This is a genomic window from Burkholderia theae, from assembly GCF_048565265.1.
GTDB classification, from domain to species: Bacteria; Pseudomonadota; Gammaproteobacteria; order Burkholderiales; family Burkholderiaceae; genus Burkholderia; species Burkholderia theae.
Genome location: NZ_CP183462.1, coordinates 36,889 through 49,819, shown reverse-complemented (window position 1 = coordinate 49,819; position 12,931 = coordinate 36,889). Strand labels below are relative to the sequence as shown.

The following is a 12,931-nucleotide window of genomic DNA, read 5'->3' as shown; positions in this document are numbered from 1 at the left end:
CGCGTCGTGCAGCGCGCAAGCCATTACAGGCCGAGATACGCCTTCACGGCCGGCAGGCCATCCTTGCCGTCGAACGTCTTCACGCCCGCGAGCCACGGATCGAGCACCTGCGGGTTCTTCTTCAGGTAGGCCTTCGCGGCGTCGGCCGGCTTCGTCTTGTTCATCACCGACTGCATCAGCTGGTTCTCGAGCTGCGTCGAGAAGCGCAGGTTCGTGACGAGCTTGCCGGCATTCGGGCAGCGCGCAATGAAGTCGGGCGCGGTCAACGTGTACACGCGCGCTTCGCCGTAGTTCGGCCCGAACGACGCGTCGCCGCCGGACAGGTAGTTCATGCTGAGCTGGATGTTCATCGGGTGCGGCTCCCAGCCCAGGAACACGACCCACTTCTTCTCGCGGACCGCGCGCTCGACCGTCACCAGCATCCCGGCCTCGCTCGATTCGACGAGCTTGAAGCCGCCGAGCCCGTACTGGTTCGTGTCGATCATCTTCTGGATCGTCGCGTTCGCGCTGCTGCCCGGCTCGATCCCGTAGATCTTGCCGTCGAGTTCCGCGCGGTGTTTCGCGATGTCGTCGAAGGTCTTCAGGCCGGCCTGGTATTCATAGCTCGGCACCGCGAGCGTCGCCTTCGCGCCCGACAGGTTCGGCGTGTCGACGACGTTGATCGACTTGCTGTCGAGGAACGGCTGGAGCTGTTTCTGCTGCACGGGCCACCAGTAACCGAGCGACACGTCGAGCTGCTTGCTCTTCAAGCCGGCGAACGAGATCGGCACCGACGCGATCGTCGTCGTCGGCTTGTAGCCGAGCGCCTCGAACACGGTCGACGCGAGCGCCGTGGTCGACGTGATGTCGGTCCAGCCGATATCCGCGAAACGCACGGTGCGGCAGGTCGCGGCTTCCGTTTCGGCAAGCGCCGCATTCGTGAACGCGCCTGTCGCCAGCACGGCCGCGACAAGCGCGGCGATCTTCGTCGACTTCATGGTTCCTCCCGGTTGGACTGGTGCGCGGCCGTTGCACGGGGTGTGCGCCGGCCTGCATCGTGGGAGTAAAAGTAACGAGCCATATTCGCCGCGAGAAGACCCGTGGCGACCTGTTCTTGACTATTTGCGACTATGCGTGGAAACCACTAGGGTTTGGGAGAGGCTTGGCGGGTGGGGGTTTGGGACGAATTTTGGCGAAAACGCGATTGTCCGGGTGCGTCGTTGATCTTTCAGACGGTCGGGACGCGGGTGTCGGGGGTGCGCTTCAATCGACGCGCAGACATTCGACTCATGCGGCGCCGCCTGCAAACCTTTCGGCCAACCGCTCCCGCTCGAACGCTTCGACAACGAAGTCGACGAACACGCGCGTTTTCGCCGGCAGAAGCGCTCGCGTCGCGTAATAGATCGAGATCGCCCCGGCGTCCACGTACCAGTGCGGAAGCAATCGCACGAGTTCCCCCCGTTCGATCGACGACAGCACGTCCGACACGGACAGCAGCGCAACGCCCAGCCCGAGAATGGCTGCTTCACGCATGGCCGCCGGGTCGTTGACGACGATGTTCTCGCCGAGCAGCGCAGGCATTTCGCCGCCTGCTGCGTCGCGCATCGTCCGCTGCCGCACGCGGCCGGTGCGGCTCGAGCGCATCACGATGCCGCCGAGTTCCGCAAGGTCGCCCGGATCGGTCGGCGGCGTGCGGCCGGCCATGTAGGCCGGCGACGCAACCGCCACGAGATGCGCAGGCGCCAATGGACGAGACACGACGCCCGGTGCGAGATCGAATCCGCCACCCAGCGCTGCATCGTATCCCTCCGCAATCAGGTCGACCGGTCGGTTCTCGAAGTACCAGTCCGGGCGAACCATCGGATAGCGCGCGAGGAACGCCGGCAGCAGCGGCATGACGTAGGTCATGCCGAACGTCGGCGCCATGCTGACTTTCAGCACGCCGGCCGGCTCGCTGCGATCGGTCGACACGGACGCGATCGCGGCCTGGAGCGCGTCCAGATTGCCGCCAATTTCCACGAGAAAGCGCGCGCCCGCCTCGGTCAGCGTGAGCTTGCGCGTCGAGCGCTGGAACAGTCGCACGCCGAGATTGCGTTCCAGCAGCGCAACGTTGCGGCTGACCGCGGCGGGCGTCAGCGCAAGACGCCGCGCGGCCGCGGAGAAGCTGCCCGTTTCAGCGCTGCGCACGAACGATTCCAGGTTGGCGAGTGTTTCCATGCGTCAATCTTAAAGCATTGATTGAAAATAATTCAAACGATTACCCGCTAATCATCGAGCAATAAAGGCGGCAACATTCGCTCAACCAGCCTTGGGGAGCGAACTTCACCGGTTGCTCTCCTCGCCGACACCGGCATCGGCTGCCACTTGATTCATCCCTCTTCACCAGGAGCATCGTCATGAGCACCATCGGTATCATCGGAGCAGGCGCCATCGGGTCCGCGTTCGCGAAAGCGCTGGCGCGCAAAGGCGTCGAGGCCATCATCTCGAACAGCCGAGGCCCGGAATCGCTCGCGGATCTCGCACGCGAACTCGGTCCCTCAATTACGCCGGGAACGCGCGAACAAGCGGCCGCACAGGACATCGTCCTCGTCGCCGTGAACTGGGCGAAGCTGCCGTCCGCCCTCTCCGGGTTGCCGGACTTCGGCGGACGCATCGTGATCGACGCGAACAACCCGATCGAGGCACCGACGTTCGAACCCGCCGAATTGCATGGCCGGACGTCGAGCGAAGTATTCGCGGACCTCGTGCCGGGCGCACGCGTCGTGAAGGCGTTCAATCATCTCCCCGCGCACTTCCTTTCCGACGATCCGCAGGCCGAGGGCGGACACCGCGTGTTGTTCCTCGCGGGAGACGACGTGCAGGCGAAATCGGCTGTGAGCGGACTGATCGCGCGGCTCGGCTTCTTCGGCATCGACCTGGGTTTGCTCGTAGACGGCGGGCAACTGGTGCAAATCCCGGGCGGCCCGTTGCCGGTGCTCGATCTCGTCAAATTCGGCTAGCCCCTTGGCCGACGCAATTGACGGTCTCGAATGTCGGCTCGCGCCTGATCCGAGCGGGCGCAACCTGCCCCGCAATCGACCATGCCGCGTCCGACCCTCGATTCGCCGTCAAGCGCGAATGCGATTCCCGGCCAACCGGGTTTGTTAGTTCGATGCGCGCGACTATACTTCGATCGTCTGATGAAATTGGGCCAGTCTTCAGGGCGGAGCTTGATCGCAAAACATGAACAGCCCGCCATACGGGGTACGTCGGAAAGTCGACATTGACGCATTGAACCCACATCGCTTCACGCATGAAGCGAACGGAATCGTCAAACTGTCCTAAGCAATCGATTATTCGCGGCCTGCCCCGCCACCATCGCGTATTCGACCGACCTCGCACCGACGGTTGGTTCGATACGCGTGCGATGGGCAGGATCGATGCACCCCTATACGTGTTTCGGTGCACTTTTTGTTGGCGAGGCATCCGAGATCGGTTCGTTGCAGCGACAGCCGTTAGCGGGATTGCGGGGAGAATCTGGCATGCGATTTCAATCCAGGCTTCACCACGGACAAGGGGGCGCGCGGTCCTCGCCTCACGCCGGGTTCGACATGAAATCGCACTGGCTGCCCTGGGGTGTACGTGCCGGCAAACACAGCGCGGCGACACCTGCCAGGGCGAGATCGTTGCCCTGGCCCCACCACGGGCACAGTGAAGAGCCTCGCGGAAACGCGCAGGGCGAGCCGGTCAATCGTCGCGTCCTCGTGATCGACGACAAGGCTGCGACTCACCGGAATCTCCGCAAGATTCTCGCTCGCCCGCTGGACAGCGAAACTGCGCCAACCACAACCGAGGCGCCTTTTTTCGACGAGGCGCCATCCGATCGCTCGGCGTTTCAAATCGATTCCGCCTTTCAGGGCCGGGAAGCGCTGGCGCGGGTCGTGCAAGCGCTGGCGGAGAACAAGCCCTATGCGATGGCCTTTGTCGACACGCACATGCTGCACGGCTGGAACTGCGTTCAGACCATCGAGCGACTCTGGCAAGTGGACCCGACGCTGCAGGTTGCCCTGTGCAGCCTGCCTTCCGATCCCCCTTGGGGCACCCTGGCCCGGCATCTGGGCGCAGACGACCGGCTGCTCGTTCTCAAGAAGCCATTGAACAACATCGAGGTCCGTCAGGCGGCCAGCGTGCTGACCGCGAAATGGCTGATGACGAAAGAAGCGGCCGTCAAGCCGAGCGACCTGGAAGCGCTCGTCGAGGAAAGAATCCATGCGCTGGCTGAAGCCAACATCATCGTCCGGAACAGTCCGGTCATCCTTTACCGTCTGCGCGGCGTGCCGTCGTTTCCGCTCATCTACATCTCGCATGACATCGCCACGTTCGGCCACGACCGCGCTGCATTGCTCGCGTCGCCCGTCTGGGCCAACGAACTTGTCGCCCCGGAAGACCAGGCGAAAGTCGATGCAGCACTGGCGCGAATACTGGAAACGGACGCCGAAGGCGTGTCGATCGAGTTCCGCTTGCGCACGGGCGACGGCGCTGACCGTTGGGTCGAGAATCGCTATGTGCCGGTCCGCGACAACGACGGACGGCTGATCGAAGTCGAAGGGATCATCATCGACATCACCGGGCGCAAGGCAGCGGAGGAAAAGGTCGCACGGCTCGCCGGCACGGATGCGCTCACGGGCTTGGCGAATCGGGCCCGCTTCATCGCGCAGGTTCGCCAGGCTTGCGCCGCAGCCCAACATGGCGCGATGCCGTTTGCGATCCTCTTTGTCGCGCTCGACGACTTCACGCTGATCAACGACAGACTGGATCACCCGGTCGGCGACCTGTTGCTTCGGGAAGTGGCTGAACGTCTCAGGCATGCCGCTCAAGAAAGCGACCTGGTTGCGCGGTTGAGCGGCGATACGTTTGCCGTGCTGCAGGGCGAGATGATCGAGCCGGCCAACGCCGCGGCGCTGGCGGCGAAGCTTCAGGCGGCGCTGGCGGCGCCCTGTCTGCTCGATGGCAACGACGTGCGTTTCTCGGCGAGTATCGGCATTCGTGCGTACGTCCCGGGCGACCGTGGTGCAGACGTCATGCTGATGCAGACTGACTTGGCGCTGCGCCGTGCGAAGCACAAGGGCGGCAACCGGTATCACTTTCATTCCGACGAACTCGACCAGGCGGCGCGCGATCGGGTTGCACTCGCCGACGAACTGAGCGGCGCGATCGATCGCGGCGAGTTCGAACTCCGGTACCAACCCGAGGTCGAGTTGTCCTCCGGAAACATTCTGGGGATGGAGGCGCTGGCACGCTGGCATCATCCGACGCGCGGCCTGATTGCCCCCGGTGTGTTCATTCCGATCGCCGAGCGGGACGGCACCATGGCAGCGCTCGGGCGCTGGGTGCTGGATCAGGCGTGCCGGCAAATGAGAGCATGGCGCGACGAAGGGGTGGCCCCGTTGATGATCGCGATCAATCTGACTCAGTTCGAGCTCACGGGTGCTCAAACGTTCGTGCGCGATGTCGCGGAAGCGACCGCGAAGTGGCGTCTCGCCCCGTCGGATCTGGAATTCGACGTGACCGAGGCGACGCTTGCCCGGCTGTCGTGGGCACGAAGCGACATCCTCCCGCAGCTGCATGAGCTCGGCGCAAAGATTGCCATTGATGATTTTGGCAGCAGTTACGCGTCATTCGAGTACGTGAAGGCTTATCGCGTGAATCATCTCAAGATCGCGCGATCCCTCATCCACCGGTCTACCCGCGACCCGGAGAGTGCGGCGACGATACGTGCCATCGTCACCCTGGCGCACAGTCTCGGGATCGGAGTCATTGCCCAAGGCGTGGAGACCGAGCAACAGCGTGCGCTGCTGGCGGCGACGAACCGGGCAACAAGCGCGCAAGGTTTCCGTTTCAGCGAAGCGGTAGGGGCCGATCGAGCCAGCGAGCTTCTACGCCAAGGCCATATCGCACCATCCGCGACGCCTGGTTCGGAAGGGTAAGCGTTCGATTGTCGCGGCTGCACGTTCCGCCTCGAAAGGAGCCGTTGAGGTCATGGCGGATTGAATCCGCAGTCGCGAACCGCCACTTCCGACGACGCACGGCCGAGATCGATGCGCGCGTGACGCGCGATCGGTCAGTCCGATACGCGATGCGGATTGCAGTTCGCCGCGTACTCCGCCTGTTCGCCGTTCACGCGCACGACCAGCGTCGCGTGGCACGTGTCGTCCGGACCGACGCTCAGTTGCAGCGTCCCGAGCGGCCTGTCTTCACCGTCGGCGAGCTGCGACTGGCCGGAACGCGTCAGCGTGACCGAACCCGCGCCGCCGGCTTTCGTCACATGCAGGCTATAGGACAGATCGAGCGACGCGGCCGCGCGCACATGCGGCACGATGTTCACACCGCCGGCGCTGGCGGCAATGTCGAAATAGGCATTCAGAGCGTGAATTCCAACCATGATCGTTTCCTGTCGGACGAGGCGGAGCCGGCGCGAAACGCGATGCGCCGCTCGCGGATGAAACAAAAAAAGCCGAACGGGCGACCGTCCGGCCTTCCGATCACAACGGCGATGCTCAGTGCTGCTTGACCGTTGCGGAGTTGCCGAAGCCGACCTGGCTGATGTTCGCGTAGTTGGCGTTGCCCTGCTGCTGCAGCGCGACGTTGTTGTTGTAGCCGATCTGCGTCACGTAGCCCTGGTTGCCCGTGCCGGACAGTTGCGCCGCGGTGATGACGTTGGAACCGCCCGACTGCGAGAGCGTCAGCGTATCGTCCGCGCCGAACTGCGTCGCGTTGGCCAGGTTGCCGACATCCCCCGACTGGTGCGCCGACACCGTCGAGTTCGACGCCGTCTGGGTCACGTTCGCCTGGTTGTTCGCCGAATCCTGCTCGATCGAAGCCTTCGAGTTCGACGAGCCGCTCTGCCAGATCGTGGCGAGGTTGTTCGCGGCGGTTTGCGTGATGGTCGCGGTATTGCCATGGCCGAACTGTTGCGTGATCGTCGCCGTGTTCGACGCGGCCGACTGGTTAATCGTCGCGGTATCGGCGTAATCCAGCGCCTGGTTCACCGTTGCCTTGTTGTTGTCGGCGGTTTGCGTGATCGACGTCGTATCGTTGTTCGACAGGAACTGATTCACCGTCGCGTTGTTGCCGGCCACGCCACCCGACTGCGAGATCGTCGTCACGTTGCCGCCGCCGAACGACGACGTCACATTGGCCGTCTCGACACCGTTCTGGTGCGTCGTCACGCTGTCGCCGTATTCCGCGAACTGCGTCACGCTCGCATGGGTCGAGCCGCCCGTTTGCGTGATCGACGTCGTATTGCCGCCGCCCCAGTTCGTCTGGACGGATGCCGTGCCGCCCACGCCCGTCTGCGTGATACCGACGTTGTTCGAGTAGGTATCGGCCTGCGTCACGGTCGCGTTGTTCAGCGCTGCGTACCGGCTCGGCGAACCCTGGTTGATCGTCACCGTGTTCCAGCCGCCACCCTGCTGCGAGATCGACGCGCTGTTCGCCCAGTCGTACTGGTTGATGATGTTGGTATCGTATCGCGCGCCGCCCGTGAAGGCCGACACCGTCTCCAGCACCTTCGCCGAGAAGTTGCCGCCACCGACCTGCGTGATGGTGTTCCTTTCGTTCGACGTGCCCGTCTGATCCACCGTTGCGCTCGACGCCGGTTGCGCCCAGTTGGACCACTGCGAAATCACCGTCGTATCGCCCGACCCGCCCTGGGTCGTCACCTTGGCGCTGAACGGATACAGCGACGTCGAGGCCGCCGATTGCGTGATCGACACGTTGTCGCCGGTCGTCGCCGTCTGATCGACGCTCGCCGAATTGAAGCTGCCGAACTGGTTCACGTTCACCGTATTGCCCGACGAATCGGCATGGGCCGCGGCCGATGCGAGCGCGAGCACTGCCATTGCGATTGCAGACTTGGTCACCGTCATTTTTTGCTCCTGATTCGAAAGAAAATTTGCCGGAAAAGACTGGCCTTTCCCGGCGCCCCCGCCAGTTGAGGTTGCCCCCACCTTGTAAAACGCCTCACACCTGCATCAATGCGTGAGCACCGTGGCGCGCGCCCCGTTGCCCGACTGAATCACCTGGATCCCGGTGTTCGATCCGCCCTGCACCAGGTTCACCGCGTTGTTGTTGCCGTTCTGCGTGACGCGCGCCGACAGCGACGTGCCGTTCTGCGTCGCGTCGACCGAGTTGCCCGCGCCGTTCTGTTGCACCCGCAACGTGTTGCCGCTACCGCGTTGCGCGGCATTCAGCGTGTTGCCGCTGCCGGACTGCGACGCGCCCACCCAGTTCTGCGCGCCGACCTGCCGGGACGTAATCGTGTTGCCGTCGCCGGTCTGCCAGACCGCTGCCCCGTTCCGGCCGGCCTGGTCGAGCGATGCGGCATTGCCGCTGCCCACTTGCTGGAGCGTCAGGATGTTGCCGCTGTAGTCGAACGCGGGCTCCGGCGGCCCCAGGTCATTGAGCGGCACCGGCGCACCGGCCGCGGCGTGGGCCGCCGCGACGAGCGAGACGGCCGCCAGCGCCCGCCACGCGAAACCCGCGCGTGCGCGTCGATCGAACTGTCGATTCATCATGTTTTCTCCGAGACCTGATGCCGGTTAATGACTGGATGCGCCCTGACGATCGACCTTCTGCGGGTCATACGCCGTATTGACGTCCTCCATGTCCTGCGCGTACTGCCGGTCCTCCTGCAGGTACCGCTGCATCGTCGGGTCGTACCAGTCCTGGTCGTTCTTCAGCGCCCACGTCTGGTTCTCGACGCCCTGAACGATCAGGTGGGTCAGCGCCGACTCGATCGCTTCGTTCACGCAGATCTGCGCGGGTTCATTGCGGGTCATCCCGACTTCCGCCTGCAGCAGGTCCTTGAAACCGACGAAGCGATAGACGCCCGTATCGACCTGATACGAATAAACCGTCTTGGTCGTCGATACGCTGTTGAGCACCTGGCCGGTGCGGATATCGATCGCGCGCAGGTTGACCGTGACCTGATCGATCCGGTACTGGGCGGATCCGCTGATCCCCAGATAGGCAACACCGGCCCCGCCGGTGCGCACGTTCGTGTCGTAGCCGACGATCCCGCCTTCGAGCACGATGTTCGCGGGCATGAGCGGCGCCATTCCGTCGTTCTGTGCCTTCTTCGCGTCCGCACCGTCGATCGCGCGCATGATCTTGCGTTCGGTCAGGAGATCCTGGAGGTTCTCGCGCTCGACCGGCGTGAACCAGCCCGAGTCGCGCATCGCCTTGACCAGGAACGACGCGCCGCCCTGCGTGACCTGCGACGAGAACGAGCTGTCGGGCGACGCCTTGTACTGGCCCGTCAGATCGCGAAAGCCGTACACGGCGGCGACGATCCTGCCTTTCGGCGGCGGCAGGTGGGTCAGGTCGCGCGTGGTGCGTGTCGGCGGCGTCAGCGTCGCATTGCTCGCGGCCGGCATCGGACGCGTGACGCATCCGACCATCGACAGCACCAGCGTCGCCCCCAATGCGGCGCGCGTCATCCCCGTCGCGCCGCGCGCGATGTCGATCATTTTTTTCATGGTCTGCTCGGTTGCTTTTCGATTTATTGGCCGTTGCTTACGATGAACGTCGAGGTCGCCCCGGTCGTCTTGTCCGTCGTCGTCACCTGAAGGTTGCCGTTGCCGGCCTGGCTGACGACGATCGTGAAGTTGCCGGTGCTGATGGTCCCCGGCTTGAGTTCGCCGTTGGTTCCGACGATCGAGTTCGTCACCGAGCCGGCGACGCGCGACAGGATCGCCTGCTGCAACTGCGCGTTGAACTGATCCAGCGACGACTGCGACGTCGACGGAGACGACGACAGCGACGGATCGGTGTGCTTGTTCTGCGCGTTGGCCTCGTTCAGCAGGTTCGGGCCATTGGCAGGATTGCCGCCGAAGTTCGGATTGTTCGGCGTATAGACGAGCGCTGAAGCCGACGCGAACGTCGACGCCGACATCATCGCCATCAGTACAACTAATTTCATGGTTTTCATATCAGTCCTCTCCTCGTTCCTTCACAACATTTTTTGGTTAAATCTCGTCCTTCGCGAGGTCGACGTCGGGGAACAGCAGATTCGACAGGTCGTCCTGAATGACGGTTTGAAAGGCCAGATTGGCGGCGCTCTCCGCCACCCCGCGGACATTGGAGCGCGCGATCGGCAGGAAGGTCTGAAACACGCGCTTTTGCTGATACTCGACCCAGATCAGGCTGCCGTACCGCCCCGACGGGCGTTCGTGAATGGCAACCACATAACGCTCGCTCAACGGAATCTCCGTCCATGCGCGCGAGAAGTAAGTAAAGAAGTCGCGGCCGGCGAGCGTCACGGCGTCGGTGGTAACCGTGCCGCCGAGTCGATCTTCAGGAAGCGGCTTGCGGGGTGCGGGGGTAATGGCGCGCGATGCAGCGCCGGTGGCCGGCTTCGCCGCGACCACGCCCGGATTCGCGGCCGGCGGCGGCGGTTCCATGACGCGTTCGGCGTTCAGCAGCGTCGAAGGCGGAGCGATGGGGTGTCCGACGGGCGCTGCCGACGGCGACAGGTCGATCGTGTCCTGGGCGCCGGCCGTCGCGCAGAGCGACAGGCACAACAGCGCCCCTCCCGCCATTCGCAGGCGTGAACTCGAAATCATTTTCCCCAACCCCCGGTTGACTTGTACTAACTATGACGCCGGTCTGTCTTTCGTTTTCACCGGACTGCGTCTAGCGTGATGCGGCACATGGGTCGTTGAAGGAGCAAGAGGCATGCCTGACTAGAATTTATTGACGGCGCGTTATTTTCTCGAAAGGCGATTATTCCGCATTACATATTTTCTTCACGTAAAACGTTTGCGATACTGAATTCATTAAAAAGCATTCTTGTTTACCCGCCCCTTCCGGATCGTAATGTCATATGAATGTCCGCATTTTCCTGAACCCGATTATGCCGGGCCGCGAAACGTAACGTTCCAATACGAACACATCCGTAACGACACACCATAACGTCCTGTCACGGGATGATAATTGTCCGATGAAAGCCGGTTTTTGTATGACGTGAGCCCGAACGGGCGGTCGATTATCGTTCTCTGATATAAGAAATGCGTTGCAGGTCAAGCGATTTCGGTGTGCACGGCAGCGGCGCGATTATTGTTTTTCTAATTAATACGTCAGCGCTTTAAATCGAAGTGAAATCAGATGTGTTTCGCTTTCGGTGTACTCGTCGATCACCGCGCGCCCGAGCTCACGCCCGAAGCCCGACTGCTTCATCCCGCCGAACGGCATCGCGTTGTCGAGCAGCGAATGGCCATTGACCCACGGAGGGCCGGCTGCGATACGCGGAACGAGTTGATGAATCGCGAACGGCAAGGTGCCGTTCGTCTCCATGTCCGCTCTTGATTCCTCGAATGGTTCGGTCAGTAGCGCTCCGTGACGCCGTCGATCCCGCGCGCCTGCAACGCGCGGACGAGGCCGGCGCGCACGGTCGCGACGTCGGAAAAAGCGGGACGGCGGTGCGCGGCGACTTCGGCGGCCGTATAGGGCTTGAAGTCACGCGGCAGCGCATCGCGGTTCATGGTCGTGAGCACCCAGTTGAGTACGTCGGCCAGATCCTGATCCGACAGCGCCGAGTTCGACGCGCCGGGCACGCGCATCACGTACTCGCGCCCCGCCGGCAGATGCGTGAAATAGCCGAGCGAGTTCGCGAGCGGCGGCACCTTGCCGGGAATGCCGCCGCCCGTTGCCGTGTGGCAGCCCATGCAGTTGAGCACCCAGTGCTGCCTCGCAAGGGCCGCGTCGGCCGCACCGTCGGCATGCGCCGGCGTGGCGGCCACGCATGCTGCTGCGACGGCAAGCAGCAGCAACGACGACAGGCGATGCGACAGGCCACCGATCCACGCTACCGCGTTCGACGTGCGCCGTGCGCCCCGCATCGGCTCGCCAACGCGCGATGCACGGGCGCCGTTCACAGGCCCAGCCCCTTGATCACCACGTCGCGTTGCGCATGAACCGCTGTGCCGTCCATCTCCTTCGCACGCGCCGCGCGGATCTCGGCGGCCGTGAACGGCTTCGCGTCACCGTGCTGCGCGTTGAGGTCGAACACGACGTAGTTGAGCACGTGCGCGATGTCGTCGTCGCTCGCGCTCGCAAACGACGGCATCTTGAAGTTGTAGCTCTTGTCGCGCACCGTGATCTCGCCGAACATCCCGTGCAGCAGCGTCGCGACCAGTTGCGTGCGTCCGGCGTCGGCCGCCGCGTACTTGCCCGGATATTCAGTGAGCGGCGGCGCAAGGCCGTCCTGCCCCTTGCCGCCCGCCTGGTGGCACACCGCGCACTGCGCGTCGAACAGGCTCTTGCCGGCCGGGTAATGCACGGCCTGCTGCGCGCCGGCGATACCCGGCAACGCGATGGCCGCGACGGTCGCCACGCACGCGATCACACGCTTTCCTGCTTGCTTCACTTTCATTGCTTTGCCGCTCCGAGCAGAACCGAAACCGAACAGTGGTAATTCGAATTACCGTTCGCCATGCACCAGTTGATGTCGTTGTTCAACGACAGCTTGTACAGCGGCTTCTCGCGCTCGTTGCGATTGCAGAAGCACTTGCCGCACGACGTCTTGCCGCAGCAATCGTTGTACGACACGATGTAGTCCGACCCGTCGTGCGGATTGCGGCAGGTGCCGATCCACGTGATCGGCGAAGGCGTCGTGCCTGGCGGGCAACTGCTCGACGTGCCGCCGCAGCAGCTGCAGAGCCAGCCGTCGATCGCGCAGTATTTCCAGTAGTCGCAGCTCATCGGGTCGTCGCTTGCCCCCGCTGCAGCCGCGCCCGACGCCGCATCGGCCGCATACGCGGTGCGATCGACGGGCAGCAGCGGCAGCATCGCCGATCCCACCAGCACCTTGCCGAGCTTCGCCATCGCGCTGCGCCGCGAACTGTGCTGCGCGACGCCGCGCGCCGACCGCTCGAACCATGAATCAAACAGGCCCATGTCGTTGTTCTCCCAT

At 63.6% G+C, this 12,931-nt stretch carries 13 protein-coding genes and 1 pseudogene; 2 read left to right on the top strand and 12 right to left on the bottom strand.

Annotated features, from left to right (window positions below; translation table 11 throughout):
* Window positions 1-23 precede the first annotated feature (23 nt).
* Window positions 24-977, bottom strand: a complete 954-nt coding sequence (locus tag ACN22W_RS17770; protein WP_129515606.1) for a choline ABC transporter substrate-binding protein — start codon at window positions 975-977, stop codon at window positions 24-26.
* 289 nt (window positions 978-1,266) lie between these two features.
* Complete coding sequence (locus ACN22W_RS17765) at window positions 1,267-2,196, bottom strand: LysR substrate-binding domain-containing protein (protein WP_419688758.1); 930 nt, start codon at window positions 2,194-2,196, stop codon at window positions 1,267-1,269.
* 179 nt (window positions 2,197-2,375) lie between these two features.
* Here ACN22W_RS17765 and ACN22W_RS17760 point away from each other — a divergent pair, with 179 nt between their 5' ends.
* Complete coding sequence (locus tag ACN22W_RS17760; RefSeq protein WP_419688756.1) at window positions 2,376-2,978, top strand: NADPH-dependent F420 reductase; 603 nt, start codon at window positions 2,376-2,378, stop codon at window positions 2,976-2,978.
* A 591-nt stretch (window positions 2,979-3,569) separates the two neighbouring features.
* Window positions 3,570-5,945, top strand: a complete 2,376-nt coding sequence (locus ACN22W_RS17755) for an EAL domain-containing protein (RefSeq protein ID WP_419688755.1) — start codon at window positions 3,570-3,572, stop codon at window positions 5,943-5,945.
* 134 nt (window positions 5,946-6,079) lie between these two features.
* On the opposite strand, the gene csgH is transcribed toward ACN22W_RS17755, so the two are convergent.
* The 10 genes and pseudogenes from csgH to ACN22W_RS17705 all read right to left on the bottom strand — a co-directional run bounded on the left by csgH (window position 6,080) and on the right by ACN22W_RS17705 (window position 12,915).
* Complete coding sequence (gene csgH, locus ACN22W_RS17750) at window positions 6,080-6,400, bottom strand: curli-like amyloid fiber formation chaperone CsgH (RefSeq protein ID WP_419688753.1); 321 nt, start codon at window positions 6,398-6,400, stop codon at window positions 6,080-6,082.
* Window positions 6,401-6,515: 115 nt separating this feature from the next.
* The gene (locus ACN22W_RS17745) at window positions 6,516-7,886 is read right to left on the bottom strand and encodes a beta strand repeat-containing protein (RefSeq protein WP_419688751.1); all 1,371 of its coding nucleotides are present in this window, start codon (window positions 7,884-7,886) and stop codon (window positions 6,516-6,518) included.
* 105 nt (window positions 7,887-7,991) lie between these two features.
* Window positions 7,992-8,534, bottom strand: coding sequence for a hypothetical protein (locus ACN22W_RS17740; RefSeq protein WP_419688750.1), 543 nt, complete (start codon window positions 8,532-8,534; stop codon window positions 7,992-7,994).
* A 24-nt stretch (window positions 8,535-8,558) separates the two neighbouring features.
* Window positions 8,559-9,497 carry a CsgG/HfaB family protein gene (locus ACN22W_RS17735; protein ID WP_226800320.1) on the bottom strand — a complete coding sequence of 313 codons (939 nt, stop codon included), beginning with the start codon at window positions 9,495-9,497 and terminating at the stop codon, window positions 8,559-8,561.
* Window positions 9,498-9,520: 23 nt separating this feature from the next.
* Window positions 9,521-9,940: a curli assembly protein CsgF gene (locus tag ACN22W_RS17730; protein WP_226800318.1), complete on the bottom strand. Its 420-nt coding sequence runs from the start codon at window positions 9,938-9,940 to the stop codon at window positions 9,521-9,523.
* Between the two features lie 46 nt (window positions 9,941-9,986).
* A complete protein-coding gene (locus tag ACN22W_RS17725; protein WP_053077581.1) occupies window positions 9,987-10,541 on the bottom strand; it encodes a CsgE family curli-type amyloid fiber assembly protein in 555 nt (184 codons plus the stop codon).
* A 547-nt stretch (window positions 10,542-11,088) separates the two neighbouring features.
* A pseudogene (locus ACN22W_RS17720) lies at window positions 11,089-11,286 on the bottom strand (aldehyde dehydrogenase family protein); the annotation flags it as partial.
* A 56-nt stretch (window positions 11,287-11,342) separates the two neighbouring features.
* Window positions 11,343-11,894 carry a c-type cytochrome gene (locus ACN22W_RS17715; protein ID WP_419688748.1) on the bottom strand — a complete coding sequence of 184 codons (552 nt, stop codon included), beginning with the start codon at window positions 11,892-11,894 and terminating at the stop codon, window positions 11,343-11,345.
* On the bottom strand, window positions 11,891-12,391 hold the full coding sequence (locus ACN22W_RS17710; RefSeq protein ID WP_419688746.1) for a c-type cytochrome: 501 nt from the start codon (window positions 12,389-12,391) through the stop codon (window positions 11,891-11,893). The genes ACN22W_RS17715 and ACN22W_RS17710 overlap by 4 nt, the downstream gene beginning before the upstream one ends.
* Window positions 12,388-12,915 carry a methylamine dehydrogenase light chain gene (locus ACN22W_RS17705; RefSeq protein ID WP_193099910.1) on the bottom strand — a complete coding sequence of 176 codons (528 nt, stop codon included), beginning with the start codon at window positions 12,913-12,915 and terminating at the stop codon, window positions 12,388-12,390. Before ACN22W_RS17705 ends, ACN22W_RS17710 begins: the two co-directional genes overlap by 4 nt.
* Window positions 12,916-12,931 lie beyond the last annotated feature (16 nt).